Source organism: Sphingomonas sp. RIT328, from assembly GCF_000632225.1.
GTDB classification, from domain to species: Bacteria; Pseudomonadota; Alphaproteobacteria; order Sphingomonadales; family Sphingomonadaceae; genus Sphingomonas; species Sphingomonas kyungheensis.
The window spans coordinates 74,651-100,042 of record NZ_JFYV01000034.1 but is presented as its reverse complement, the minus strand read 5'-3'; the positions used below and the strand labels follow the sequence as shown (position 1 = coordinate 100,042).

At 69.0% G+C, this 25,392-nt stretch carries 22 protein-coding genes; 16 read left to right on the top strand and 6 right to left on the bottom strand.

Annotated elements, in window-relative coordinates:
• Positions 1 to 7: 7 nt before the first annotated feature.
• Together ligD and ku are read right to left on the bottom strand one after the other, a co-directional pair.
• On the bottom strand, positions 8 to 2,587 hold the full coding sequence (gene ligD / locus BW41_RS14450; RefSeq protein ID WP_037535211.1) for a DNA ligase D: 2,580 nt from the start codon (positions 2,585 to 2,587) through the stop codon (positions 8 to 10).
• 15 nt (positions 2,588 to 2,602) lie between these two features.
• Positions 2,603 to 3,454, bottom strand: a complete 852-nt coding sequence (gene ku, locus BW41_RS14445) for a non-homologous end joining protein Ku (protein ID WP_037535210.1) — start codon at positions 3,452 to 3,454, stop codon at positions 2,603 to 2,605.
• Between the two features lie 117 nt (positions 3,455 to 3,571).
• Between ku and pdxH the strand changes: the two genes are divergently transcribed.
• The 8 genes from pdxH to BW41_RS14405 all read left to right on the top strand — a co-directional run bounded on the left by pdxH (position 3,572) and on the right by BW41_RS14405 (position 12,085).
• Positions 3,572 to 4,162 (top strand): pyridoxamine 5'-phosphate oxidase, encoded by a 591-nt coding sequence (gene pdxH, locus BW41_RS14440; RefSeq protein WP_037535209.1) that lies wholly within the window; start codon positions 3,572 to 3,574, stop codon positions 4,160 to 4,162.
• The gene (locus tag BW41_RS14435; protein ID WP_037535208.1) at positions 4,159 to 5,106 is read left to right on the top strand and encodes a cation diffusion facilitator family transporter; all 948 of its coding nucleotides are present in this window, start codon (positions 4,159 to 4,161) and stop codon (positions 5,104 to 5,106) included. Before pdxH ends, BW41_RS14435 begins: the two co-directional genes overlap by 4 nt.
• A gap of 23 nt (positions 5,107 to 5,129) precedes the next feature.
• Complete coding sequence (locus BW41_RS14430; protein WP_037535207.1) at positions 5,130 to 5,927, top strand: PhzF family phenazine biosynthesis protein; 798 nt, start codon at positions 5,130 to 5,132, stop codon at positions 5,925 to 5,927.
• A 183-nt stretch (positions 5,928 to 6,110) separates the two neighbouring features.
• Positions 6,111 to 7,472 (top strand): glycosyl transferase family protein, encoded by a 1,362-nt coding sequence (locus tag BW41_RS14425; RefSeq protein WP_327195599.1) that lies wholly within the window; start codon positions 6,111 to 6,113, stop codon positions 7,470 to 7,472.
• A gap of 14 nt (positions 7,473 to 7,486) precedes the next feature.
• Positions 7,487 to 8,563 (top strand): hypothetical protein, encoded by a 1,077-nt coding sequence (locus BW41_RS20650; RefSeq protein WP_235199779.1) that lies wholly within the window; start codon positions 7,487 to 7,489, stop codon positions 8,561 to 8,563.
• Positions 8,564 to 8,664: 101 nt separating this feature from the next.
• Positions 8,665 to 9,579 carry a sulfite exporter TauE/SafE family protein gene (locus BW41_RS14415; protein ID WP_037535206.1) on the top strand — a complete coding sequence of 305 codons (915 nt, stop codon included), beginning with the start codon at positions 8,665 to 8,667 and terminating at the stop codon, positions 9,577 to 9,579.
• Positions 9,580 to 9,611: 32 nt separating this feature from the next.
• Complete coding sequence (locus BW41_RS14410; protein WP_051583523.1) at positions 9,612 to 10,334, top strand: TIGR02186 family protein; 723 nt, start codon at positions 9,612 to 9,614, stop codon at positions 10,332 to 10,334.
• Positions 10,335 to 10,402: 68 nt separating this feature from the next.
• Positions 10,403 to 12,085: an ATP-binding protein gene (locus BW41_RS14405; RefSeq protein WP_037535204.1), complete on the top strand. Its 1,683-nt coding sequence runs from the start codon at positions 10,403 to 10,405 to the stop codon at positions 12,083 to 12,085.
• 15 nt (positions 12,086 to 12,100) lie between these two features.
• On the opposite strand, the gene BW41_RS14400 is transcribed toward BW41_RS14405, so the two are convergent.
• Positions 12,101 to 13,570 (bottom strand): M23 family metallopeptidase, encoded by a 1,470-nt coding sequence (locus BW41_RS14400; protein ID WP_037535203.1) that lies wholly within the window; start codon positions 13,568 to 13,570, stop codon positions 12,101 to 12,103.
• A 210-nt stretch (positions 13,571 to 13,780) separates the two neighbouring features.
• Between BW41_RS14400 and BW41_RS14395 the strand changes: the two genes are divergently transcribed.
• From BW41_RS14395 to BW41_RS14370, 6 genes are all read left to right on the top strand, one after another.
• Positions 13,781 to 16,261: a helicase-related protein gene (locus BW41_RS14395; protein ID WP_037535202.1), complete on the top strand. Its 2,481-nt coding sequence runs from the start codon at positions 13,781 to 13,783 to the stop codon at positions 16,259 to 16,261.
• The gene (locus BW41_RS14390; RefSeq protein ID WP_037535201.1) at positions 16,254 to 16,544 is read left to right on the top strand and encodes an RNA-binding S4 domain-containing protein; all 291 of its coding nucleotides are present in this window, start codon (positions 16,254 to 16,256) and stop codon (positions 16,542 to 16,544) included. The genes BW41_RS14395 and BW41_RS14390 overlap by 8 nt, the downstream gene beginning before the upstream one ends.
• 91 nt (positions 16,545 to 16,635) lie before the next feature.
• On the top strand, positions 16,636 to 16,977 hold the full coding sequence (gene fdxA / locus BW41_RS14385) for a ferredoxin FdxA (protein ID WP_037535200.1): 342 nt from the start codon (positions 16,636 to 16,638) through the stop codon (positions 16,975 to 16,977).
• 214 nt (positions 16,978 to 17,191) lie between these two features.
• Positions 17,192 to 17,725, top strand: coding sequence for a CarD family transcriptional regulator (locus BW41_RS14380; RefSeq protein WP_037535326.1), 534 nt, complete (start codon positions 17,192 to 17,194; stop codon positions 17,723 to 17,725).
• A 153-nt stretch (positions 17,726 to 17,878) separates the two neighbouring features.
• The gene (locus BW41_RS14375; protein WP_037535199.1) at positions 17,879 to 18,598 is read left to right on the top strand and encodes a head GIN domain-containing protein; all 720 of its coding nucleotides are present in this window, start codon (positions 17,879 to 17,881) and stop codon (positions 18,596 to 18,598) included.
• Positions 18,599 to 18,635: 37 nt separating this feature from the next.
• Positions 18,636 to 19,328: a GIN domain-containing protein gene (locus tag BW41_RS14370; RefSeq protein WP_037535198.1), complete on the top strand. Its 693-nt coding sequence runs from the start codon at positions 18,636 to 18,638 to the stop codon at positions 19,326 to 19,328.
• Positions 19,329 to 19,338: 10 nt separating this feature from the next.
• On the opposite strand, the gene BW41_RS14365 is transcribed toward BW41_RS14370, so the two are convergent.
• Positions 19,339 to 19,740: a DUF1489 family protein gene (locus BW41_RS14365; protein ID WP_037535197.1), complete on the bottom strand. Its 402-nt coding sequence runs from the start codon at positions 19,738 to 19,740 to the stop codon at positions 19,339 to 19,341.
• 16 nt (positions 19,741 to 19,756) lie between these two features.
• A complete protein-coding gene (mgtE, locus tag BW41_RS14360) occupies positions 19,757 to 21,160 on the bottom strand; it encodes a magnesium transporter (protein WP_037535196.1) in 1,404 nt (467 codons plus the stop codon).
• Between the two features lie 124 nt (positions 21,161 to 21,284).
• Here mgtE and BW41_RS14355 point away from each other — a divergent pair, with 124 nt between their 5' ends.
• Positions 21,285 to 21,743 carry a peptidylprolyl isomerase gene (locus BW41_RS14355; RefSeq protein ID WP_037535195.1) on the top strand — a complete coding sequence of 153 codons (459 nt, stop codon included), beginning with the start codon at positions 21,285 to 21,287 and terminating at the stop codon, positions 21,741 to 21,743.
• 135 nt (positions 21,744 to 21,878) lie between these two features.
• On the opposite strand, the gene BW41_RS14350 is transcribed toward BW41_RS14355, so the two are convergent.
• A complete protein-coding gene (locus tag BW41_RS14350) occupies positions 21,879 to 22,766 on the bottom strand; it encodes a LysR substrate-binding domain-containing protein (protein WP_037535194.1) in 888 nt (295 codons plus the stop codon).
• Between the two features lie 255 nt (positions 22,767 to 23,021).
• On the opposite strand from BW41_RS14350, the gene BW41_RS14345 reads away from it, so the two are divergent.
• A complete protein-coding gene (locus BW41_RS14345; RefSeq protein WP_037535193.1) occupies positions 23,022 to 25,313 on the top strand; it encodes a CDC48 family AAA ATPase in 2,292 nt (763 codons plus the stop codon).
• Positions 25,314 to 25,392: the final 79 nt, after the last annotated feature.

Genomic DNA, 25,392 nt, shown 5'->3' with positions numbered 1-25,392 from the left:
CCCAGCATCACAGATCCGGCAGCACCTGCTCCGCCACGCCCCAGCCGGCGAGCGCGCGCGACGATGCGCGGGCGATCAGCGCGTCCAGGTCGCGCACGCCCCATCGCGCCGCGGTGTCGAGATCGCGCAATTCGGTCCACGACACCGGCGCGGCGACCGGAGCGCCGGCGCGTGCGCGCGCCGAATAGGGCATGATCGCGGTGCTGCCGCGCTGGTTGCGCAGATAGTCGATGAAGATCTTGCCCTTGCGCTTGGCCTTGGTCATCACCGCGACGAACCGGTCGGGTTCGGCCGCGGCGAGCGCGCGGGCGAAGCGGTCGGCGAAATCCTTGACCGCGGGCCATTCCGCCTGCGGCGTCAGCGGCACGACGACGTGGACGCCCTTGCCGCCCGACAGCAGCGGGAAGCTGACCAGCCCCAGTTCGGCGAGCTGCGCGCTGACATGGTCGGCCGCGCGCTTGGTGTCTTCGAAGTCGAGCCCCTCGTCGGGATCGAGATCGATCACCAGCCGGTCGGGCTTTTCGATCGCGTCGATCCGCGATCCCCAGCCGTGGAATTCGATCGTCCCCATCTGCACGCAGGCGACCAGCCCGTCGGCATCGTCGACGTAGAGATAGGGCTGGACCGAACCGTCCTTCTCGGTGACGTCGACATGGTGGACGGTGTCGCCGAAGCTGCCCGCGTCATGCTTCTGGAAGAAGCACTGCTTGGCGCGGCCCTGCGGACAGCGGACGAGGCTGACCGGCCGGCGCCCCGCCCAGGGCAGCATCACCGGCGCGATCGCGGCATAATAATCGGCGAGTTCGCCCTTGGTGACGTCGCTGTCGGGGAAGATGACGCGGTCGCGGCTGCTCACCTTGATATGCACCTCTGGCGCATCCGGCGCGGGTTCCGGCCGCTCGGCGACCACCGCGCTCGCCGCCTTGTCTTCGCGCAGGCCGAGGAAACTGGCGTGGCGCAGTACCTTGTCGGGCGTCACCTCGGCGAAGGCGACCTCGGCGACCAGCTCGGGGCGCAGCCAGCGCGCGCCGCGCAGCGCCGCCCGGAACGGTTTGAGGTCGGCGGCGGCGACCGGCGGCGCCTCGGCGGCGAGATCGGCGAACCGGTCGATGAGATCGTCCATCCGCGCCTGGTCGAAGCCGGTGCCGACCTTGCCGGCATAGCGCCAGCCGCCGTCCTCATGGACGCCGAGCAGCAGCGACTTGAAGCCGCGCTTCTTGTCGGACGGCGTCCAGCCGATGATGACGAACTCCTGCCGCAGCGTGCATTTCGCCTTCAGCCAGGTGCGGTTGCGCTTGCCTGCATAAGGCGCGTCGGCGCGTTTCGAGACGACGCCTTCCAGCCCCTCGCGGCACATCGCCGCATACAGCTCCTCGCCCGAGCCGAGCACGTGATCGGCATATTGCAGGCGCGGGCCGTCGCGGAGGATCGCGCGCAGCCGGTCCTTGCGCTCGATCGTGGTCAGCGGGGTGAGGTCCTCGCCGTTGAGCGCGAGCAGGTCGAAGGCGCACAGCGTCATGTCGCCGCCGCTGGCGATCGCGTCCTTGAGCGTCGAGAAATCGGGCTTGCCGTCCTTGAAGGCGACGATCTCGCCATCGATCAACGCGCTGTCGACCGGCAGCTCGGCCGCCGCATCGGCGATCGCGGCGAATGTGTCGGTCCAGTCGAGCCCGCTGCGGGTATAGACCTTCGCCTGGCCGCCGGCGATCGCGACCAGCGCGCGATAGCCGTCATATTTGACCTCGTGCAGCCAGCCGCTGCCGGTCGGGACGTGGTCGACCAGGGTGCAGAGCTGCGGCTCGCGGAACGCCGGGAAATCCTTTCCGGCACGGAGCGACGGGTCGACCACGCCCCGCGTGGTCGAGGATCGTCCGGGGGACGATCCGACCCCTCGCTGGGAACCGCGGCGCTTCTGCGCCGTGGTGGAGGGGGGGGCGCCGCGGGCGCTGCGCGTGCGGCCACCCCCCTCCACCAGCTTCGCTGGTCCCCCTCCCCGTGCCGGGGAGGATTTGCGAGCCTTGCCCTCGGCGATCTCGGCCATCGTCCGGCCGGTGGCGACGCTGGTCAGAGCCTCCTCGACCAATGTGTCGGTGCCGCCGGCATAGGCATCGTCGATCTTGCGCAGCAGCCAGTTCTCGCGCTTCTCCTTGCCGCGCGGCTTGAGCCGGATCAGCAGCCATTCGCCCTTCATCCGCTCGCCGTCGAGCGTGAAGTGGAGATGACCCTTGTCGATATCCTTGGCCGATTTACCCTTCACCGGCGCCCAGGTGCCGCGATCCCACAGCATCACCGTGCCGCCGCCATATTCGCCGGCGGGGATCGTCCCCTCGAACGTCGCATAGGAGAGCGGATGATCCTCGGTGCGGACCGCCAGCCGCTTCTCGTCGGGATCGAGGCTGGGGCCGCGCGTCACCGCCCAGCTCTTGAGCACGCCGTCGACCTCCAGCCGGAAATCCCAGTGCAGGCGGGTGGCATCATGCTTCTGGACGATGAAGCTGTTGCCGTGGCCGGGCGCGAGCGTGCCGGCCGGCTCTGCGGTCTTGGCGAAGTCGCGCTTGGCGTTGTAGCGTTCGAGGGGGTCGCTCATCGCCGTGGCGTCGCCTTATGCACGTTTCTTGGCCGGAGTCTTCTTCGCCGGCGCCTTCTTCGCGGCGGCGGGCTTCGCCTTGCCCGCTTCCATCGATTTCTTGAGCGCGGCCATCAGGTCGACGACGTTGCTCGACGTCTTGCCGCCTTCGTCCTTGTCCTCGATCACCTTGGCGCCCTTTGCCTTGCGCTTGCGCTCGACGAGGTCCTTGAGCGCATCGACATAGCGGTCGTGGAATTCCTGCGGATCGAAGGCGGCGCTCTTCTTGTCGATCAACGCCTCGGCGAGGTCGAGCAGTTCGGGATCGGGCTTGCCCTGCGGGATATCGCGGAAATAGCTCTGCGCCTTGTTGACCTCGTCGGCGTAGCGCAGGGTTTCGAGCACCAGCCCGCGCCCGCAGGGCTTGAGGCTGACGACATATTCGCGCCCCCGCATCGCCAGCTGGCCGAGCCCGACCTTCTTGGTGCGGCGCAGCGCCTCGCGCAGCACGATGAACGCTTCCTCGGCGAGGTCGTCGGCGGGAACGACGAAATAGGGCTTTTCGTAATAGAGCACGTCGATCTCGCTCGCGTCGACGAACTGCGTCAGTTCGAGCGTCTTCTTCGACTCGAGCTTGACCGCGTCGATCTCGTCCTGTTCGAGCAGGACGAATTCGCCCTTCGACACCTCATAGCCCTTCATGATCTCGTCGGTGTCGACCGGGCCGACGCCGGTGACGATCTTCTCGTAATGGATCGGCTGGCCGGTCGGCTCGTGGATCTGCTTGAACGCGACCGCGGCGCCGCTCTTCGTCGCCGCGTAGATCTCGACCGGGATCGACACCAGCGCCAGGCGGATCTGACCTTGCCAATAGGCGCGTGCGGGCATGAGCGAGGCCTTATTATTGCGGGAGCGATTCAATTCGCGGGCGGCGGAGTCGTTCCGCGGCGGGCAAGTCCCCGGCGCCCGGTTCCGCGATCGGCCAACATGCGCTAAGAGCCGGGAATGGCTGACGACCCCTTCGCCCTGTTCGAGTCCTGGTACGCCGAGGCACGCGAAAGTGAGATCAACGATTCCAACGCGATGGCGCTCGCCACCGTCGATGCCGCAGGGCAGCCCGCGGTGCGCATGGTGCTGCTGAAGGGCCATGGCCGCGACGGTTTCGTCTTCTACACCAATCGCGAAGGCCGCAAGGCGGCGGAGATCGCAGCGGTGCCCAAGGCGGCGCTGCTGTTCCACTGGAAGTCGCTGCGCCGGCAGATCCGCATCGAAGGAGCCGTCAGCCGCGTCAGCGATGCGGAATCGGACGCCTATTTCGCCAGTCGCAGCCGTGATTCGCAGCTCGGCGCCTGGGCCTCCGACCAGTCGCGTGCCCTCGACAGCCGCGCGACCTTCGAGGCGCGCTTTGCCGAGATGGAGCGGCGGTTCGCCGGCAGCGACGTACCGCGTCCGCCGCAATGGGGCGGCTATCGCGTCACGCCGCACCGGATCGAATTCTGGCAGGATCGCGCGCACCGCCTGCACGAACGACGCCTGTTCACCCGCACCGCCGAGGGAGCCGCCGACGGCTGGACCGAAGGACTGTTGTTTCCATGACCCGTGACGAACAGCGCCAGCTGCTGCCGCTTGCCACCCGGGCCGCGCTCGCCAGCGTGGCGATGGCCTGCTCGCTGCTCGCGCTCAAGGGCTTCGCCGCCTGGCATACCGGATCGGTGGCGATGCTTGGCAGTCTCGCCGACACCGCGCTCGACCTGCTCGCCAGCCTCGTCACCCTGTACGGCGTGCGCCTCGCCGCGACGCCCGCCGACCACGACCATCGCTTCGGCCACGGCAAGGCGGAGGCGCTCGCCGCGCTGTTCCAGGTCGCGCTGATCACCGCCTCGGCCGCAGGCATCGCCTGGCGCGCGATCGCCGCGCTGTCGGAGAACGGCCCGACCGCCGACGCCGAATTCGGCATCGGCGTGTCGATCGTCGCGATCGGCGCGACCATCGTGCTGCTCTGGTATCAGCGCCGCATCATCCGCCAGACCGGATCGGTCGCGATCATGGCGGACAATGTCCATTACCAGTCGGACGTGCTGCTCAACGGATCGGTGATCGTCGCGCTGGTGCTCGACCAGTATCTCGGCTGGCACAAGGCGGACCCGGTGCTCGGCATCGCCATCGCCCTGTGGCTCGCCTGGGGCGCCTTCCAGGCCTCGTCCAACGCGATCGACCAGCTGATGGACAAGGAATGGCCCGACGACGAGCGCGCCGCCTTCCTCGACGTCGCGGCACGCCAGCCGGGGCTCAAGGGCATCCACGACTTCCGCACCCGCCGCTCGGGCAGCCACGATTTCGCGCAATTCCATATGGAGGTGGATCGCGACCTCACCGTCGGCGCGGCGCATGACATCGTCGAATCGGTCGAACGTACCCTGCGCAGCACCTTCCCCAAGGTCGAGGTGCTGATCCATCTCGATCCCGAAGGCCATGTCGATACCGACAATCCGCTGGTCGAGGCGGACGTGACGCCGCACTGGTTCAGCAAGCGCCTCTGACCTCCTGCCCGAAAGCCCCAGCGATGCGAATCCCGTTTGCGCAGATCGACGCCTTTTCGGCGACGCCGTTCGGCGGCAATCCGGCCGCGGTGATGCCGCTGTCCGCGTGGCTCGCCGACGACGTGCTGCTCGCCATCGCCGCGGAGAACAATCTGTCGGAAACCGCCTTTCTGGTGCCGGACACGAGCGGCGCGGCGGATTTCGAGCTGCGCTGGTTCACGCCGGGCGCGGAGGTGCGGCTGTGCGGTCATGCGACGCTGGCGAGCGGGCATTTCGTGCTGTCGTCGGGCGGTGACGGCGATGCGGTGCGCTTCCGCACCCGGCAGGCGGGCGTGCTCACCGTCGCGCGTGACGGCGTCGGCTATGCGCTGGCGCTGCCGGCGTGGAAGCCCGAGCCCAAGCCTCTGCCCGAGGTGGTCGCGGCGCTCGGCGTCGACGGCGTGGTCGAGACGCTGTGGCGCGAGGGCGGCTATGGCGTGATCGTGCTCGAATCCGAGGCGGCGGTGCGCGAAGTCCGCCCCGACCTGCGCGCGCTCGCCGCGACGGGGGACCATCAGGCGATCGTCACCGCGCGCGGGCAGACCGCCGATGTCGTCAGCCGCATGTTCGCGCCCGGCGCGGGTGTGGACGAAGACCCGGTGACGGGATCGGCGCATGCGGTGATCGTGCCCTATTGGGCCGACCGGCTCGGCACCGACCGCTTCACCGCCTATCAGGCGAGCGCGCGCGGCGGCGCGCTGACCTGCCGGCTGGAGGCGGACCGCGTCGTGCTGGGCGGGGCGTGCGTGACGGTGATCGAGGGGACGTTCCTGTTGCCGTGATGAGTCGCGCGGCAGTGCCTGCGTCCTGCCGATTCGGGCCAATGTAGAAGGCGACGCGATCGGCCGCTTTCTATTTCGCTGAAGCCTGCCGGATGAGCGGGTTGCCCGATCCTACTTGCCAGAGACATGTCCGTTACGGATATTCCGCCACGGAATCGTGGGGCGGGGGCTTTGGATTTCCTGTTGGCCAGTCTGGATGGCGCGGTGCGCGAGGTGCTGCTGTTCGCGGCGACCGGTCTGCTGATCGGCGGGATCGATGATCTCGCCGTCGACCTCTGCTTCCTCCTGTGGCGGCTAAAGCAAGGCTTCGCGCAGGAGCATGCGGTGGACGTGTCATTCCCCCAGCCGGCGTCGATGACGATGGCGGTGTTCGTCGCCGCTTGGCACGAAGCAGCGGTCATCGGTGCGATGCTCGCGACGACCGCGGCAAGGCTCGACGATCCCGCTTGCCGCATTTTCGTCGGCGTCTATCCCAACGATCCGGAAACCATCGCCGCGGCGGAGCGGGCGGCCGAGCAGGATACACGAATTCGTGTCATCGTCGGACCGCGACCGGGGCCGACGACCAAGGCCGATTGTCTCAACAGCCTGTGGTCGGCGCTTTGTCGTGACGACGCCGCGACGGGCCGACAGACCGAAGCGATCATCATCCACGACGCCGAGGATGTCGTTCACGCCGCCGAGTGGCGCGTCTTCCGCGCGTTGCTGCCGCATCACGCGGTGGTGCAATTGCCGGTACTGCCGCTAATCCGCTGCAGCTGGTGGGTGTCCGGCCATTATGCGGACGAATTCGCCTATGCCCACGGCATCCACCAGCCGATACGTGCGCTGCTCGGTGCACCGGTGCCGCTCGCCGGCACCGGCTGTGCAATAAGGAGCGCAACCGTCGTAGAGATCGCCGATGCGTGCGGCGGGCGGCCATTCGATCCGACGAGCCTCACCGAAGATTATGAGCTCGGGCTGCGGGTATCCGCTTCGGGCCGCGGCGTCTGTTTCGCCCGGCTGCGCGATCCGACCGACGGCAGCCTGATCGCGGTGCGAGCCTATTTTCCCGATCGTTTCTGGGCGGCGGCGCGACAGAAGGCGCGGTGGATGATGGGGATCGCCTTGGCCGGCTGGGACCGCGTCGGCTGGGGCAGACCATGGGCGGTAGCCGATCACTGGATGCGGATGCGCGACCGGCGGGCGCCGATTGCGATCATCGTGCTTACCGCCGCTTACGCGGCGATACTATTGATGTCGGTGACGGCAGGCGTCCATTGGGTCACCGCCAGACCGGACGGCGGCCGCCACCTTGCCGGTTGGCTGTGGTGGGCGACGGTTTCGCTGCTGGTCTGGCGGTTTGCCGTAAGGATGGCCTGCACGGCAAGCGCCTACGGCTGGCGTGAGGGGTGCTGGGCAGCACCACGCTTTCTGATCGGCAATGCCGTCGCGCTCGCCGCATCCTGGATCGCACTGCACCGCTATCTGCAATGGCTGCGCGGTGCCGCGCCGGTTTGGGACAAGACGGCGCATCGTTTTCCGAACGCGGAGACGACGCGTTGACCAGGGGGCGCCCCTTGCGCTTCCTGATGGTGGTCCTCGCCTTTTGGCTCGCCATGCGCCTGACCGATGCCGGGCAGATGCGCAGATCGATGTCCGTAACGGCGACGGTGACGGCGGCAGTCGGCCGGCACGGGCAGACGGGACAGCGGCATCTGATCGGGCGCGATCCGGCGTCGCCAAGATCGCAGCACGTGACGGCATCGGCGTCGGCCGTTCTGGTGGCATCGGACTCTTCGCCAACACAGGACGTTCCGCCGAGCCGCATGGCCCGCGGCCGCACCGTCCGGTACTGTCGGGCAAAGGTTGGCAGTCTGCCCGGACCAAAGTGGCGAGCTGGACCGTTGCCAAGCTTTCCTGTGACTTCCGGTGAAGACCGTCCGAGCGCTGCGACCGCAGAGGTGGCGCCGTCACAAACCGACGCGGTGCCGCTCATCGTCACCGGTTATCGGCTTCCGGCGGCAAGACCTCATCGATTGGGCGGCGGTAGCTGGATCGTCTTGCGCGACGGCGATCGGTCGGATGCCTCGACAGGGCAATTGGGCGGATCGCAGGCTGGCGTGCGGATCACCTATGGGGTTGACGAGGCACACCGTCTCGCTGCGTCGGCGAGGCTGTCCACGCCGCTCGCTGGGCGAGGCGCGGAAGCCGCGATCGGGCTCGACTGGCAACCCACACTGGCACCGATCCATATCCTTACCGAGGAGCGGATTGCGCTCGATGGCGGTCGAAGCGGGCCGATGCTTGGTGTTGTCGGAGGATATGGACCAGCGCCGGTATTTCATGGGCTGACTGTCGAGGCCTATGGGCAGGCGGGCGGCGTCGCCCGGCGCGGCGGTGGGCTGTTCGCCGACGGTGCGGTGCGCGCGAGCCGCCGGCTCGCCGGGATCGACCGGCTGGCACTCGACGGGGGGATCGGAGCATGGGGCGGTGCGCAGCCGCGCCTCTCGCGCTTCGATATCGGCCCGACGATCGGGCTTACCATCGGCCGCGGTCCGCGCCCGCTGCGCCTCCTCGCCGATTGGCGGCAGCGGGTCGCCGGACGTGCCCGGCCGGGTTCGGGACCGGCACTCTCCCTCGCGCACGACATGTGACCGGATGGCGCCGGTGATGACGGGCACGCTTTCGGGCAGAGGCGGTCACCCGCAAGCAACTTGTGATGGTCCGCGCCCGCGCACCGGCTATAAAGCGCGGCGTGGACGTCTATCTTCCCATCGCCAATCTGTCGGTCAATGCGCTCGTCATCATCCTGCTCGGCGGCGGTGTCGGCCTGCTGTCGGGGATGTTCGGGGTCGGCGGCGGTTTCCTCACCACGCCGCTGCTGATCATCTACGGCATCCCGCCGACCGTCGCCGCCGCCTCCTCGGCGAGCCAGGTGACCGGCGCGAGCGTGTCGGGGGTGATCGCGCATTTCCATCGCCGCGGCGTCGATACCAAGATGGGCGGGGTGCTCGTTGCCGGGGGGATCCTAGGCAGCTTCGCCGGCGCGTGGATCTTCCGGCTGCTGCAGGCGAGCGGCCAGATCGATACGGTGATCGGCGTCGTCTACGTTCTGATGCTCGGTTCGATCGGCACGCTGATGGCGCGCGAGTCGATCGGCGCGATCAGTGTCGCCAGCGGCCGCCGCCCGGTCAAGCCGCGCAAGCGCCGCCATCATCAGCTCGTCGCCGCGCTGCCGCTGCGCACGCGATTCTACGCCTCGGGCCTGTATATCTCGCCGCTCGCGCCGTTGCTGCTCGGCTTCGGTACCGGCATCCTCACCATCCTGCTCGGCATCGGCGGCGGCTTCATCCTCGTGCCGGCGATGATCTACCTGCTCGGCATGGCGACCAGCGTCGTCGTCGGCACCTCGCTGTTCCAGACCTTGTTCGTCACCGCGGTGGCGACGATGGTCCATGCGATGACCACCAAGGCGGTCGACATCGTCCTCGCCGGGCTGCTGCTGATCGGCTCGGTGATCGGTGCGCAATTGGGCGCGCGCTTCGCCACCAAGGTGAAGCCCGAATATCTCCGCCTCGCGCTGGCGATCATGGTGCTGCTCGTCGGGCTGCGGATCCTGCTCGGCCTCGTCTGGCGGCCCGAGGAGATCTTCACGGTCGAGCTGACGTGAGGCGCGCGCTGCCGCTGCTCGTGCCGCTGCTGATGGCACAGGCGCCCAAGCCGGTGCTCGTCCCCGACGTGTCGCAGCGCGATATCGAGATCGCCTACAGCTTCACCGGCGCCGAACTGCTGCTGTTCGGCGCGATCCTCTATCCCGGCGGGCGGCTGCCGCAGGGCGAGGCGCCGACCGATATCGTCGTCGTCGTCAAGGGGCCGACGCAGCCGGTGCTGGTGCGCGAGAAGAAGAAGGTCGCCGGCATCTGGGTCAATGCCGAGCATCAGCGCTACAGTTCGGTGCCGAGCTTCTACGCGCTCGCCTCGTCGCGGCCGATCGGGCGGATCGTCGACGCGCGCACCCGCGCGATCTACGAACTGGGGCTCGACAGCCTGCAATTGTCGCCGGGGTCGAACACCGCGACCGGCGTCGAACAGGGATTCCAGCGCGGCCTCGTCGACCTCAAGCGCCGCGCCGGCCTGTATCTCGAGGCGCCGCATGCGGTCGAGATCAGCGCCGGCGTGCTGTACCGGGCGCGGCTGACCATCCCCGCGCGCGTGCCGGTCGGGCGGTTCACCGCCGAGACCTTCCTGATCCGTGACGGCCGCGTGCTCGCCGCCGCGGTGCGCGAGATCGACATCCGCAAATCGGGCTTCGAACGCTTCGTCGCACGCGCGGCGGAGCGGCAGGCGATCCTTTACGGCCTCGCCGCAGTGGCGCTGTCGGTCGGGCTGGGCCTCGCCGCGGGGTGGATCGCACGGCGGTTCTAAGTCGCTGATGACGGTATCTTAACGGCCATCGGCTAGCATCCGCCGGTAATAAGCAGGAAGCAGCCGTGATGACCGACATGCCGGGGCCGGGCGTTTTCGCCGGCGCGACACCTCTAGCCGCCGCCGCGCCGGTGGCGGCGGGGGGCATGCCGATGCCGATCGGCTGCGTGCTCGCGGTCGCCGGCGGCGGCAGCCGCGTGCTGTTCGACCGTAACGCGCTCGAACTGATCGCGCAGGATGCCGATCCGGTCGTCGCCACCGCGGGCCAGGTCGGCGGCCAAATCAAGATGCGCGTCGGCGGCGCGTGGCTGATCGCCAATATTCGCAGCCTGGTGCTCGAAGGCACCGGCAACGACTGGGTCGCCGCCGATATCGATTTCCTCGGCGAGGGCGACGAGGAGCGGCTGACCGGCAAGCTCTACAGCTTCCGCCGCGGCGTCACCCGCTATCCGATCCCCGGCTGCGAGGTGTTCGCGATCACCACCCGCGACCTCGAACAGATCTATTCGGCGGCGGACCAGCCGCATATCCGCGTCGGCACCGTCTATCCGACGCGGTCGGTCCATGCGTCGCTCTACGTCGACGCGATGCTCGGCAAGCATTTCGCGCTGGTCGGCTCGACCGGCACCGGCAAGTCGACCGCGGCGGCGCTGATCCTCCACCGCATCTGCGAGCTCGCGCCGCAGGGCCATGTCGTGATGATCGATCCGCACGGCGAATATGCCGCGGCGTTCCGCGGCAATGGCGCGATCTACGACGTCAACAATCTGGCGATGCCCTATTGGCTGATGAACCTCGAGGAACATTGCGAGGTCTTCGTCACCGGCACCGGCGGCGACCGCTCGGTCGATCGCGACATCCTCGCCAAATGCCTGCTGATGGCGCGCGCCAAGAACCGGCTGGGGCAGGAGATCGCCAAGCTCACCGTCGATGCGCCGATCCCCTATCTGCTCAGCGACCTGACCGCGATCCTCGCGGCCGAGATGGGCAAGATGGACCGCGCCGGCGATACCTCGCCCTATCTGCGGCTCAAGGCGAAGATCGACGAGATCAAGGCCGATCCGCGCTACAGCTTCATGTTCTCCGGCATGCTCGTCGCCGATACGATGGGCGACTTCCTCGCCCGCGTCTTCCGCATGCCGGGCGACGGCAAGCCGATCTCGATCATCGACGTGTCGGGCGTGCCGTCCGAGATCACCTCGGTGGTGGTGGCGGTGCTCAGCCGGATGACGTTCGACTTCGCGATCTGGTCGCGCAACGAGCCCAAGCGGCCGATCCTGCTCGTCTGCGAAGAGGCGCACCGCTACATCCCCAGCGATGCGCGCGGCGAGGGGCGGGGGGCCTCGGTCGGGCGGATCCTCAGCCGGATCGCCAAGGAAGGGCGCAAATATGGCGTCAGCCTCGGCCTGATCACGCAGCGGCCGTCCGACCTCGAAGAGGGCGTGCTGTCGCAATGCGGCACGATCATCGCGATGCGGCTCAACAACGAGCGCGACCAGGCGTTCGTGCGCGCCGCGATGCCGGAGGGCGCGCGCGGGTTCCTCGATTCGATCCCCGCGCTGCGCAACCGTGAATGCATCATCTGCGGCGAGGGCGTCGCGGTGCCGATCCGGGTCAGCTTCGACGCGCTCGAAGAGGGCAAGCGGCCGGCCTCGGGCGATCCCCTGTTCTCGACGCTGTGGCGCGATGTCGGCGGCGAGGAGGCGATCATCCAGCGCACCGTGCTGCGCTGGCGCGCGCAGGGGCGGTAAGCGCGCCGCCCGCGGCTAGCCGGTGCGGCCGGGCCGGACGGCGAGCAGGCTCGCCGCGCGTGTCTTGAAGCGGCTTAGCGCGCTGCCAGACAGCGCGTCGACCTGGGTGACGGCGATCGAGCGCGGGTTGATCGTCTGGCCGTTGCGCCACACTTCCCAATGGAGATGCGGGCCGGTCGACAGGCCGGTCGAGCCGACATAGCCGATCACCTGACCCTGACGGACGTGCTGGCCGCGCGTCACCGCGATCCGGCTCATATGGCCGTAACCGCTCGCCAGGCCGCCGCCATGGACCAGCTTGACGAAATTGCCGTAGCCGCCGGCGCGCCCCGCGCCCTGCACGACGCCGTCGAGCGCGGCGAAGATCGGCGAACCATAAGGCGCGCCGATGTCGAGCCCCTTGTGCATCTTGAGATAGCCGAGCAGCGGATGCATGCGGAAGCCGAAGGAGGAGGTGATCCGGCCCGCCACCGGCATGCCCATGCTGCCGCCGCGCCGCTCGCCCTGGCCACGCAGGTCGAACCAGCCCGGCCGGCCGTCGTCGTCCCAGCGGACCAGCTCGAGCTTGCGCCGGTCCTGATCGATGCCGGCGAACAGCAGATCGCCGAGCTGGACTTCGCCGGTCGCGGCACGCTGCTGTTCGATGATGAGGTCGAACCCGTCGGCGGCGCTAACGTCGCGGCCGATCGACAGGCGTGTCGCCAGCGCCTTGATATAGCTTTCGACGATCCGCGCCGGTGCGCCCGCGGCCCGTGCCGACCGGTAGAGGCTCGACCCGACGAGGCCCTGGATGCGCAGCGGCGTGGTGTCAACGGCGATCGGCTGGCGCGTCATCGCCAGCCCGGCGGCGGTGCGGTCGAGGCTGAGCGCGAGGTCGAAGCGCGCGCGCAGGCTGAGCTTTTCGAGCGGCCGCGCCACCGTCTTGGTCGGCCGCGCGCCGAGCGTCAGCGCGAGCCGGGTGCCCGGCTGGATATCGCCGAGCGTCACCGCCTGCGCGACGAGACCCGCCGCCGCCTGCGCGTCCTTGCGGCCGACGCCGGCGCGCATCAGCACATGGTCGAGATCGTCGCCCTCGCCGAGCGTCGCGCTGAGTTCGATCCGCGGGCGTTCGGGCGCCTCGGCGAGCGGCGCGACCAGATCGTTCGCCGCCATCCGCCGCCCGGTGTCGCCACCCCAGGCGAGCGGGGCGATCGCCTGCGTGCGCGCTTCCTCATAGGCGACGCCGTCGAGCGGCGGCGCGACCGCGCCCGGCAACGGCGCGAGGCCGGGGGCGAGCAGCCATACCGTGCCGAGCAGCGTGCCGAGCGTGGCGAGGCCGCGCCACCAGTCGCGGCTGCCGATGTCGGCGCCGAGATCGGGTGCCCAGTCGAGCCGCCGCAGCCGCTCGATCGTCCCGATTCGCCGCGGCACCGCGAGCGCACGGCCGAACGGCCGGGCGGCGGTGCCCCCGGCGGATTCGAAACCCTGGTCGTTGCGCAGAAACACGAAGCGCGCCTCATCTCAGCTACGGTGTCGCCGATCACCCCCCGGCGCGTCGACGCTGCCTGTAAGGCGCATTGTTGAAAGTCAAATTAACCGGCGGCGGCTGCGACGGACGGTGGTGCGGGCGCGGCGGTCCGGGGGCGGGCGGCGGCTTGGTCGCTGCGGTCGTTTTGCCTCATTGCGCGATCGGTCGGGAGGCACGATGTTACCCTTATGAAAGCGGCGGTCACCGCGGTCCTCGGACCGACTAACACGGGCAAGACCCATCTCGCCGTCGAACGGATGTGCGCGCATTCGAGCGGGATCATGGGCTTCCCGCTGCGGCTGCTCGCGCGCGAGGTCTATGACCGCGTCGTCAAGCTGAAGGGCGCGGACAGCGTCGCGCTGGTCACCGGCGAGGAGAAGATCGTCCCGCCCAACGCGCGCTGGCACCTGTGCACCGTCGAATCGATGCCGGAACATGACGCCGCCTTCGTCGCGCTCGACGAGGCGCAGCTCGGCACCGATGCCGAGCGCGGCCATGTCTTCACCGACCGGCTGCTGCGCCGGCGCGGACGCGAGGAGACGATGATCCTCGGCTCGGAAGCGCTGCGGCCGATGATCCGCACGCTGGTGCCGGATGCCGAGATCATCGTCCGTCCGCGCTTCTCCAAGCTTACCTATGCCGGCGCCAAGAAGATCAGCCGCCTGCCCAAACGCTCGGCGATCGTCGCGTTCAGCGCCGAGGAAGTCTATGCCGTCGCCGAGATGCTGCGCCGGCTGCGCGGCGGCGCGGCGGTGGTGATGGGGGCGCTCTCGCCGCGCACGCGCAACGCGCAGGTGGCGATGTTCCAGGCGGGCGAGGTCGATTATCTCGTCGCCACCGATGCGATCGGCATGGGCCTCAACATGGACGTCGCGCACGTCGCCTTCGCCGGGCTCAGCAAGTTCGACGGTCGCCGCAGCCGCCGGCTGACCGTCGCCGAGATGGCGCAGATCGCCGGGCGCGCCGGGCGGCACCAGCGCGACGGCACCTTCGGCGGGGTCACCGAGGAAGGGCCGGGTGCCTTCCTCCCCGAAGAGGTGTTCGCGATCGAGGAACATCGCTTCCCGCGCATCGAGCAGCTCTACTGGCGCAACGGCGAGCCCGATTACGCCAGCATCGATGCGCTGATCGCCAGCCTCGAACGGCGGCCCGAGCCCGGCGTGCTGCTCGCCGCGCCGCAATCGACCGATCTCGCGGTGCTCAAGCGGCTTGCCGACGAACCGTGGGTGCGCGAGCGCGCGCGGTCGCCGGCGATGGTCAAGCGGCTGTGGGCGGCGTGCGGCCTGCCGGATTTCCGCAAGCTCGGGCTCGATCCGCACACCCGCTTCGTCAGCCGCGTGTTCGGCTATCTCTCCGAAGGCCGCGGCGTCGTCCCCAACCAGTGGTTCGCCGACGAGGTGACGCGGCTCGATACGATCGCCGGCGATGTCGAGACGATCGCCGGGCGGATCGCGGCGATCCGCAGCTGGGCCTATATCGCGCAGCGCGCCGACTGGCTCGCCGATCCCGCCGCGGGGGCGGAACGGACGCAGGCGATCGAGGAGCGGCTGTCCGACGGGCTCCACGCCAGCCTGACGCAGCGCTTCGTCGACAAGCGCACCACCGCGCTGATCCGCCAGATCGGCGCGGACGCCTCGCTGCTGCCGGTGGTGATCGGCGCCGAGGGCGAGGTGCTGGTCGAGGATCATGCGATCGGCCGGCTCGACGGCTTCCGCTTTACCGTCGACCCGCAGGCGCGCGCGACCGACCGCCGGCTGCTGCTCGCCGCGGCGGAGCGCCATCTCAGCGGTGAGCGGCGGCGGCGTGGCGAGGCGCTGGTCGCCGCGGAGGATGCGGCCTTGGCGATCGAGGGCGATGCGTTGCTGTGGAACGGCCATCGCGTCGCGCAGCTGCTGCCGGGGCCGTCGCTGGCGCGACCGCAGCTGCGGCTCGACCGGGATCTCGACTGCCTCGCCAAGCCGCTGCGCGAGGCGGTGGCGGCGCGGCTCGCGCGCTGGCTCGCGGCGATGTTCGACCGCCATGTCCCGGCGCTGGTCGCGCTGGCCGAGGCGGCGCGCGATCCGCAGGCGACGCCGTCGCTGCGCGTCGTCGCCGGCGAGCTGGAGGCGGCGGGCGGGCTGGTGCCGCGGCTGGCGATCTACGAACCGGTCGACGCGCTGACCGCGGACGAGCGCAAGCGGTTGCGCCGCATCGGCATCACCATCGGCACGCTCGACCTGTTCGATCCGCGGCTGCTCAAGCCGGCGGCGGCGCGCTGGCGGCAGGCGCTGCTCGGCGTGCGCGGCCGGGGCACGGTGCTGCCGCGCGAGGGGGCGACGGTGTTGCCGCGCGGCGGCCTCGGCGCGCAGCTCGCCACCGGCTTCCGCCCGCTCGCCGCGCAGGCGGTGCGCGTCGACCTCGTCGAACGGATCGCGCGCAGCGCGCATGACGCGCGGCAGGGGCGCAAGCCGTTCGCGCCCGATCCTGCGCTCGCCACCTCGATGGGGATCGCGCCGGCGACATTCGAGCGGCTGATGGCCGAACTCGGCTTCCGCACCGTCCCCGCGCGCGAGGATGCGCCGCCCGCCTGGGTGTGGCGCGGCCGCCGGCCGCCGCGGCGTGCCGAACGACCCGCACCGTCGCCGACCGGCGCCTTCGCCGCGCTGGCGGCGTGGAGCGGCCATGGCTGACACGATGCGGATCGACATGTTCCTGTGGTTCGTGCGTCTCGCCAAGACGCGCAGCATCGCGCAGGCGCTCGCCTGCGACGGCCGGTTGCGCATCGACGGACGGCGGATCGAACGCAGCGCCGCCCCGGTGCGCGTCGGCAATATCCTCACCTTCGCGTTGCACGACCGGGTGCGCGTACTCCGCGTCGAGGCGCTGCCGACCCGGCGCGGACCGGCACCGGAGGCACAGGGATGCTATCAGGAGCTGGTAGCAAACGTATCGACGGCGAACGGCATCGATTGACGTCGGCGGGAACGCGGCATAGCAGCCTCGCGTTCATCACCCGTCTTTCCCTCGCCGCATCATCGTGGCCGCAGGGCCGCAAGGAACCAGAATGACCTACGTCGTCACCGATGCCTGCATCCGCTGCAAGTATATGGACTGCGTCGAGGTGTGTCCGGTCGACTGCTTCTATGAAGGCGAGAACATGCTCGTCATCAACCCCAGCGAGTGCATCGACTGCGGCGTGTGCGAGCCCGAATGCCCGGCCGAGGCGATCCTGCCCGATACCGAGAGCGGGCTGGAACAATGGCTGGAGCTCAACACCACCTTTTCGGCGCAATGGCCCAACGTCACGCGCAAGCTCGACCAGACGCCGCCCGACGCGGATGCGATGAGGGGGGTCGAGAACAAATACGAGCAATTCTTCTCGCCGGAGCCCGGCGCGGGCGACTGAGCGGGCGAATCACGTCGGCGGTCTTGGCGGTAAGTCAGCGCGACTGGCTTAACGGCGCTGGTAATTTTGTTGCGACTGTGTTAAAAGTGTCCACGACGGGCATGATGAGTCCTGCCCGTCAGGAGACACTCGTACCAACCATCCTCGCGATCCGGCCCGGCGGTCCCCGCCCCGGATGATCCCGGCGACGGATGTGATCCAGAAAGGCCCGTTCATGGCTGCCAAGGCATTGTCCTTCGATGTCGGTGATTACGTTGTTTATCCGAAGCATGGCGTCGGCCGTGTGATCGAGCTGCAAAAGCAGGAGATCGCCGGGTGCAGTCTCGAACTGTACGTGCTGCGCTTCGAGAAAGAGCGGATGACGCTGCGCGTCCCCACCAACAAGGCCGAATCGGTCGGCATGCGCAAATTGTCGTCCGACAAGACGATGCGCGAGGCGATGGAGACCCTGAAGGGCAAGCCCAAGGTCAAGCGCACGATGTGGTCGCGCCGCGCTCAGGAATATGAGGCGAAGATCAATTCGGGCGACCTCGCGTCGATCGCCGAAGTGGTCCGCGACCTGTTCCGTGCCGACGACCAGCCCGAGCAGAGCTATTCGGAGCGGCAGATCTTCGAAGCGGCGTGCAGCCGTCTCGCCCGCGAACTCGCCGCGATGGAAGAGATCGACGAGCCCAAGGCGCAGGAGAAGATCCTCGACATCCTCCGCGCCGCCGCGGCGATCTACAACAAGGAGAAGGTGCCGGCGTAACCGCTGGTAACTTCGCTGATGACGAGGGGGCGGTCCTGCGGGGCCGCCCTTTTTTTGGGCGAGACGGTCGCATGACGATGGGGCGGCTCGCACCGGCGCTTGCCTATCCGCTGATAGTGTATTATTGATGCAATACACAAGGAGGGACGGGCGATGCGCAACATATCGATGGCGATGGCAGCGATGATGCTGGTCGGTTGCTCGATGGGATATGACGATGGCGCCGCGCTCGCCGCCAAGGGCAGCGGGCCGAGCCGGACCTATCCGGCCCAGGGCTTCTCGCGGATCGACGTCACCGGCAGCGACGACGTCGACGTGCGGCTCGGCAATGGCTTTTCGGTGCGCGCCGAGGGGCCGGCGGACGAGCTCGATACGCTGCGCATCGCCGAAAGCGACGGGACGCTGACGATCGGACGCAAGCGCGGCATCGGCTGGGGCCGCCACCGCGCGGTGAAGGTGTTCGTGACGCTGCCGCGCCTCGCCGAAGCGCGCGTCACCGGCACCGCGACGGTGGCGGTCGACCGGATCACCGGCGCCGGCTTCAAGGCTGAGGTAAGCGGATCGGGCGACCTCAACATCGCCGCGCTCACCGTCGACACGGCGGATCTGTCGATCACCGGCACGGGTGACGTACGCGCCGGCGGTGCGGTCAAGATGCTGCACGTCGCGGTGGCGGGGACCGGCAGCGTCGACGCCGCGGGGCTGCGCGTCGCACGCGCCGATGTCTCTGTCGCCGGTATGGGCGACGTGCGCGCCGCGGTCGACGGACCGGCACAGGTCGCGATCAGCGGCACCGGCGATGTCGATCTCGGCGCGAGCGCGCGCTGCACCGTCAGCAATCACGGCACCGGTTCGGTCCGCTGCGGCGGCTGACTTGCCCCGAGGCGCGGCGGATGCGAGGCTCCGGCCGATGATCCGCCTGCTCGCCGCGCTCGCCCTGCTTCCCACCGCCGCTGCCGCCGAGCAGCGCGACGTTGCGCTCGGCAGCTTCGAGCGTGTGCGGATCAACGGCAGCTTTGCGGTGACGATCGCCACCGGTGCCCCCGCCGCGACGGTGGAGGGTGACCGCGCGGCGATCGGCGCCGTCGACCTCCACGCCGACGGCACGACGCTGACCATCCGCCAGACCAATGCGACACGCTGGGGCGAACAGCGGCAGGCGGCGACGGCGCCGCTGCGCATCCGCCTGACCACGCCGCGCCTCGCCGCCCTGACCGTGATCGGCGGCAGCGTGGTGACGATCGCGCAGCTCAAGGGTGCCCGTGTCGACCTGTCCGCGGCGGGGACGGCGACGCTCGCGGTCGCCGCGGTGGAGGCGGACCAGCTCGGCGTGCAGCTCGCCGGCGACGGCAAGATCACGCTCGCCGGACGCGCCACCGATGCGCGGCTGGTGGCGAGCGGGACGGGGACGATCGAGGCCGCGGCGTTGGCGACCAACGACCTCACCGTCCATCTCGACGGACCGGGCACGGTACGCGCGCAGGCGCGCTACACCGCTTTGGTCGCGAGCAACGGTCTGGGGACGGTGAGCGTCGCCGGGCGGCCGAAATGCCGCGTCGTCGCCAGCGCCGGCGCGCCGGTGACGTGCGGCACGGGGGAATAGGCGACCCGGCTCAGATCAGCGCGAGTTCCGCCAGCCGGCCGATCAGCGCCGGCGGCATCGCCGCCAGCCCGTCCGTCTCGCCGCCGAGGTCGAGCGGCGCATCCGCCGCCTCGAGATAGCGCCAGCCCTGATGCGCGCGCTTGGGGCGGGTCTGCACCAGCACCAGGGCGGGATCGATATGGATCGCGACGCGGCCGCCCTCCGCCTCGCCGAAGCCGGTGATCGCGGAACGGGCGACGAGCTGGTGCTTGAGGATCCAGAACAGCGATCCGACCCCGGCGACCTCCTCGTGCCGCTTGGGCAGGTAGCGGGTGGTGAGGAACACCGGCCCATCGGCGGCGCGCAGCGTCAACCGCTCGGCGAGATGTTCGACGCTGGTCGCGCCGAAGGCCACTTTCGTCAGGTGCAACATGGCCTTGGGATGTGGGTCAGGCGTGCAGTCCCCACAAGGTGGCAAGGCCGAGGAACGAGAAGAAGCCCATCGTATCGGTCAGCGTCGTCACGAACACCGCCGAGGACACCGCGGGATCGACGTTCATCCGGTCGAGCGTCACCGGCACCAGCACGCCGCCAAGGCCGGCGGTGATGTTGTTGGTGAACATCGCCGCGGCGATGACCAGCGCGAGATCGGTGCGCCCGAAGATGATGAAGGTGCCAAGCCCGATCAGCACGCCGAGCGCGAGGCCGTTGGCGGCCGCGATGCGCAATTCGCGCAACACCATCCAGCGCGTGTTCGAATCGGTGAGCTGGTTGGTGGCGATCGCGCGGACGACGACGGCGAGCGTCTGCGTGCCGGCATTGCCGCCCATGCCGGAGACGATCGGCATCAGCACCGCCAGCGTCGCGAAGGCGGCGATCGTGCTCTGGAACAGCCCGACCACCGACGAAGCGATCATCGCCGTGCCGAGATTGACGACCAGCCACATCAGCCGCGTGCGCACGGTCAGGCGGAGCGGTTCGTTGATGTCGCCGTCGCCTGCGCCCGACAGCAGCAGCGTATCCTCGCTCGCTTCCGCCTGGATGATATGGACGATGTCGTCGACGGTGATCATGCCGACCAGCCGGTTGGAGGCATCGACCACCGCGGCGGAGATCAGCGCATATTTCTGGAAGCGCAGCGCCACCTCTTCCTGATCCATGTCGACCGGGATCAGCGTCTGTTCGCGCTTCATCACGTCGGCGATGGCGATGCTGCCCGGCGTGCGCAGGATCCACGACAATTGGCAGGTGCCGACCGGGTGATGCCCCGCATCGACGACGAAGATCTCCCAGAAATCGGTGGTGAGTTCGTCATGGCCGCGCAGGAATTCGATCGCGTCGCCGACCGTCCAGTGATCGGGCACCGCGATCAGCTCGCGCTGCATCAGCCGGCCGGCGGATTCCTCGGGATAGGAGAGCGCTTCCTCGATCGCGGCGCGATCGTCGGGGTCGAGCGCGCGCAGCACCGCGCGCTGCTCGGCCTCGTCCATGTCCTCGATGATCGCGACCGCATCGTCGGTATCGAGCTCGGAGGCGAGGTCGGCGACCTGGGTCGGCGTCAGCGCGTCGATCAGGTCCTCGCGGACGTAATCGTTCATCTCCGCGAAGACGTCGGCGTCGAGCAGGTCTTTCAGCGCCTTGGCGAGCGGCCCGCGATCCTCGTGCGGGGTCAGCTCGAACAGGTCGGCGATGTCGGCGGGGTGGAGCGGTTCGACCAGCACACGCGCCGCCTCGTCGTCGCCGTCGGCGACCGCTTCCAGCACCGCGTCGACGAATTCGGGACGGAGGCGATCGTCCTCGTCGAGTTCGTCCTGCTCGACGACCGGCGGCTCGGGAAGTTCGATCTCGCTCATCGCAGCCTCCGCCCGGCGTTGTTCGCCTGCGCTCTATCGCGCCGCGACCGTATTGGCCACCCTTGCGGATTTGCCTCCGGGCGTCAGCGATACTACCTGCGTGTCAACCATAAGAGGAAGAACCATGGCCGATACCTACACTACACTGACGCTGACGCTGGCCGACGGCGACGTTACGATCAAGCTGCGGCCCGATCTGGCGCCGAACCACGTCGCGCGGATCGCGGAACTGGCCAATGAGGGCTTTTATGACGGCGTGCCGTTCCACCGCGTCATTCCCGGCTTCATGGCGCAGGGCGGCGACGGCGGCCGTGGCGACGGCACCGGCGGTTCGACCAAGCCGAACCTCAAGCAGGAGTTCAACAAGGAGCCGCACGTGCGCGGCATCTGCTCGATGGCGCGGACCAGCGATCCCAATTCGGCGAACAGCCAGTTCTTCATCGTCTTCGACGACGCGCGCTTCCTCGACAACCAGTACACCGTCTGGGGCGAAGTGACCGACGGCATGGAGCTGATCGACGCGCTGCCAAAGGGCGAGCCGCCGCGCGAGCCGGGCAAGATCGTCAAGGCACGGGCGGCGTAATCACTCCTCCCTAGCACCGGGGAGAGGGACCGCGGCCGCAGGCCGTGGTGGAGGGGGACTTCCGCGAGCGAGGCGTTCGTGGAAGCCCCCCTCCGTCAGCGCCGGCGCGCTGCCACCTACCCGTGCCGGGGAGGATCATACCTCGCCCAGCGTCTTGATCAGCCAGTCGTGGAACATGCGCACCGGGCGCTGGTGCAGCGCCCGCGGGCGGCAGACGAACCAATAGCTGTACGGGCTTTCGACGACGATATCGAACAGGCGCACCAGCCGCGGGTCGCGGGCTTCCTGGAAATGGCTCTCGTGCATGAAGGCGACGCCGAGGCCCTGCGCCGCCGCCTCCAGCATCAGCGCGCCCGAATCGAAATAGTCGATCGCCAGCGGCTCGATGCCCGGATCGATCTTCGCCGCATCGCGCCAGGCGGTGAAATTGTCGGGCATCTCGCGATGGATCAGCGCGGTCAGCCCGGCAAGCTGCTCGGGCCGCCTGACCGGATCGGGGCCGTCGAGCAGGGTGCGCGCGCCGATCACATAGACCGAGTTGCGATCGAGCCGCTTGGCGTAGAGCGTCGGATCGATCTCGCGCGACAGGGCGATCACCGCATCGAGCCCTTCGCCGAGCCGGGCGATGCCGTGGCCGGCGGTATCGATGTCGAGGTGCAGTTCGGGATGCGCCGCCCGCAGCTCGCCCAGCCGCGGGAACAGCCGCTGCGAGGCGAACAGCGGCAGGATGCCGAGCCGCAGCCGCAATACCTCGATCGTCCCGGTCATCCCCTCGACCGCGTCCGACAGGCTGTCGAGCACCGGCGCGATCTGTCCGAGCAGTCGCTCGCCATCGGCGTTGAGCACCATCGCCTGGTGGCGGCGCTCGAACAGCGGCCGGTCGATGAAGCGTTCGAGCGACTGGACGCGGCGGCTCAGCGCCGGCGCCGACAAGGCGAGTTCGGTCGCGGCGGCCTTGACCGAGCCGAGCCGCGCGACCTGAACGAAAGCCTCGATCGCGCCGAGCGGCGGCAGTCTGCGCATGACGATCCTCTCCCTGCCTCGCCGACGCGCCTTACGCCAACGAGTGCAACTTCTGCAATCGTACCGTCTCTTTTCGCAGTTGCAACATAAAGTGTCGGCGGACAAAAGGGACGGGCCTTTCAGGCATCCTCTCCTAAAAACTTTCACGGGCCGGCCCTTCGGGGCTGGCCCTTTTTTTGGCTTTGCCGCCGGTAGCGCGTACGCTCCCTCGCTCCTATCTGCCACCCTCGACGCCGTTTCGAGGATTCCAGCTGCATGGCCGATAGCGATACCCCCACCCGCAAGATCCAGGTGGCGAACAGCCGTCCCGAAGATTCGGGCCGTGGTCTGGCGCATCTGCCGCGCAGCCTGATGGCGGCGCTCGGTGTCGGCGAAGGCGACGTGATCGAGATCGTCGGCAAACAGTCGACGCCGGCGCGGGCGGTGGGGCCGTATAGCGAGGACGAGGGGATCGAGGTGCTGCGCATCGACGGTCTGCAACGCGCCAATGCCGGCGTCGGCGCGGGCGACTTCGTCGAGGTGCGCAAGGTCGAATCGAAGCCCGCGACGCGCGTCGTCTTCGCGCCGGCGCAGCAGAATCTGCGGCTGCAGGGCCAGCCGCAGGCGCTCAAGCGCACCTTCTTCGGCCGCCCGCTCTGCCAGGGCGATGTCGTCGCCACCGCCGGGCACCAGCGCGTCGGCAACATGCCGCCGGGCATCCAGCAGTTCATGAACGCCCCCGCTTATGCCTTGCAGGAGATCCGCCTCGCGGTCGTCGCGGCGAGCCCCAAGGGCATCGTCCATATCGACGAGAATACCGAGATCGAGCTGCGCCCCGAATATGAGGAGCCGACGCAGCGCCGCGCCGACGTCACCTATGACGATATCGGCGGCATGGCGACGACGATCGACCAGCTGCGCGAGATGGTCGAGCTGCCGCTGCGCTATCCCGAATTGTTCGAACGGCTCGGCGTCGAGCCGCCCAAGGGGCTGCTGCTCTACGGCCCGCCCGGCACCGGCAAGACGCGGCTGGCGCGCGCCGTCGCCAACGAATCCGATGCGAGCTTCTTCCTGATCAACGGCCCCGAAATCATGGGCTCGGCCTATGGCGAGTCCGAAGGGCGGCTGCGCGAGATCTTCGAGGAGGCGGCCAAGTCGGCGCCTTCTATCGTCTTCATCGACGAGATCGATTCGATCGCGCCCAAGCGCGGCAACGTCCAGGGCGAGGCGGAGAAGCGCGTCGTCGCGCAATTGCTGACGCTGATGGACGGGCTCGAATCACGCGCCAATCTGGTCGTCATCGCCGCGACCAACCGGCCCGAGGCGATCGACGAGGCGCTGCGCCGGCCGGGCCGGTTCGATCGCGAGATCGTCGTCGGCGTGCCCGACGAGCGCGGCCGGCGCGAGATCCTCGGCATCCACACCCGCGGCATGCCGCTCGGCGACAAGGTCGACCTCGCCGAGCTGGCGCGGACCACCTACGGTTTCGTCGGCGCCGATCTCGCCGCGCTGACCCGCGAGGCGGCGATCGAGGCGGTGCGGCGGATCATGCCGCGGCTCAACCTCGAGGAACGGACGGTGCCGCCGGAGGTGCTCGATACCCTGTCGGTGACGCGCGAGGATTTCCTCGGCGCGTTGAAGCGCGTCCAGCCGTCGGCGATGCGCGAGGTGATGGTCGAGGCGCCGCGCGTCCGCTGGGACGATGTCGGCGGGCTCGACGCCGCGCAGGTCCGGCTCAAGGAGGGGGTGGAACTGCCGCTCAAGGATCCCGACGCCTTCCGCCGGCTCGGCATCCGTCCGGCCAAGGGCTTCCTGCTCTACGGTCCGCCGGGCACCGGCAAGACGCTGCTCGCCAAGGCGGTGGCGCGCGAGGCGGAGGCGAATTTCATCGCCACCAAATCCTCCGACCTGCTGAGCAAATGGTATGGCGAGAGCGAGCAGCAGATCACCCGGCTGTTCCAGCGTGCGCGCCAGGTCGCGCCTTGCGTGATCTTCATCGACGAGCTCGACAGCCTGGTGCCGGCACGCGGGTCCGGCGCGGGTGAGCCGCAGGTGACCGAGCGTGTCGTCAACACCATCCTCGCCGAGATGGACGGGCTGGAGGAGCTGCAATCGGTGGTGGTGATCGGCGCGACGAACCGGCCCAATCTGATCGATCCGGCGCTGCTGCGGCCAGGGCGGTTCGACGAGCTTGTCTATGTCGGCGTGCCTGACAGCGACGGGCGGCGGCGCATCCTCGCGATCCAGACGCAGAAGATGCCGCTCGCCGACGATGTCGACCTCGACGCGGTGGCGCGGCGGACCGACCGCTTCACCGGCGCGGATCTGGAAGACGTGGTGCGCCGCGCCGGCCTCGTCGCGCTGCGCCGCTCGTTGCAGTCGACCGCGGTGACGATGGCCGACTTCGACGCGGCGCTGACCGAATCGCGCGCCAGCGTCACGCCCGAGATGGAGAAGGATTACGAACAGATCGCCGCCCGGCTGAAGCAGGACGCCGCGGCGATCCAGCCGATCGGCTTCATCTCGCCCGGCCAGCTGCAGAGCCGCGGCGGCAAGGCGGACCATTGATCGCCTTGCGCCTCTGCTTGCGCGAGCGGAGTGAGTGGGAAGGGCACCTGTCTACGGGCGGGTGCTCGCTCGCAGAACC

Excerpts from the sequence above, each read along its gene's own strand:
- ligD (WP_037535211.1), bottom strand. The coding sequence starts at position 2,587 with ATGAGCGACCCCCTCGAACGCTACAACGCCAAGCGCGACTTCGCCAAG.
- ku (WP_037535210.1), bottom strand. The coding sequence starts at position 3,454 with ATGCCCGCACGCGCCTATTGGCAAGGTCAGATCCGCCTGGCGCTGGTG.
- pdxH (WP_037535209.1), top strand. The coding sequence starts at position 3,572 with ATGGCTGACGACCCCTTCGCCCTGTTCGAGTCCTGGTACGCCGAGGCA.
- BW41_RS14435 (WP_037535208.1), top strand. The coding sequence starts at position 4,159 with ATGACCCGTGACGAACAGCGCCAGCTGCTGCCGCTTGCCACCCGGGCC.
- BW41_RS14430 (WP_037535207.1), top strand. The coding sequence starts at position 5,130 with ATGCGAATCCCGTTTGCGCAGATCGACGCCTTTTCGGCGACGCCGTTC.
- BW41_RS14410 (WP_051583523.1), top strand. The coding sequence starts at position 9,612 with ATGGCACAGGCGCCCAAGCCGGTGCTCGTCCCCGACGTGTCGCAGCGC.
- BW41_RS14405 (WP_037535204.1), top strand. The coding sequence starts at position 10,403 with ATGACCGACATGCCGGGGCCGGGCGTTTTCGCCGGCGCGACACCTCTA.
- BW41_RS14395 (WP_037535202.1), top strand. The coding sequence starts at position 13,781 with ATGAAAGCGGCGGTCACCGCGGTCCTCGGACCGACTAACACGGGCAAG.
- BW41_RS14390 (WP_037535201.1), top strand. The coding sequence starts at position 16,254 with ATGGCTGACACGATGCGGATCGACATGTTCCTGTGGTTCGTGCGTCTC.
- fdxA (WP_037535200.1), top strand. The coding sequence starts at position 16,636 with ATGACCTACGTCGTCACCGATGCCTGCATCCGCTGCAAGTATATGGAC.
- BW41_RS14380 (WP_037535326.1), top strand. The coding sequence starts at position 17,192 with ATGGCTGCCAAGGCATTGTCCTTCGATGTCGGTGATTACGTTGTTTAT.
- BW41_RS14375 (WP_037535199.1), top strand. The coding sequence starts at position 17,879 with ATGCGCAACATATCGATGGCGATGGCAGCGATGATGCTGGTCGGTTGC.
- BW41_RS14370 (WP_037535198.1), top strand. The coding sequence starts at position 18,636 with ATGATCCGCCTGCTCGCCGCGCTCGCCCTGCTTCCCACCGCCGCTGCC.
- BW41_RS14365 (WP_037535197.1), bottom strand. The coding sequence starts at position 19,740 with ATGTTGCACCTGACGAAAGTGGCCTTCGGCGCGACCAGCGTCGAACAT.
- mgtE (WP_037535196.1), bottom strand. The coding sequence starts at position 21,160 with ATGAGCGAGATCGAACTTCCCGAGCCGCCGGTCGTCGAGCAGGACGAA.
- BW41_RS14355 (WP_037535195.1), top strand. The coding sequence starts at position 21,285 with ATGGCCGATACCTACACTACACTGACGCTGACGCTGGCCGACGGCGAC.
- BW41_RS14350 (WP_037535194.1), bottom strand. The coding sequence starts at position 22,766 with ATGCGCAGACTGCCGCCGCTCGGCGCGATCGAGGCTTTCGTTCAGGTC.
- BW41_RS14345 (WP_037535193.1), top strand. The coding sequence starts at position 23,022 with ATGGCCGATAGCGATACCCCCACCCGCAAGATCCAGGTGGCGAACAGC.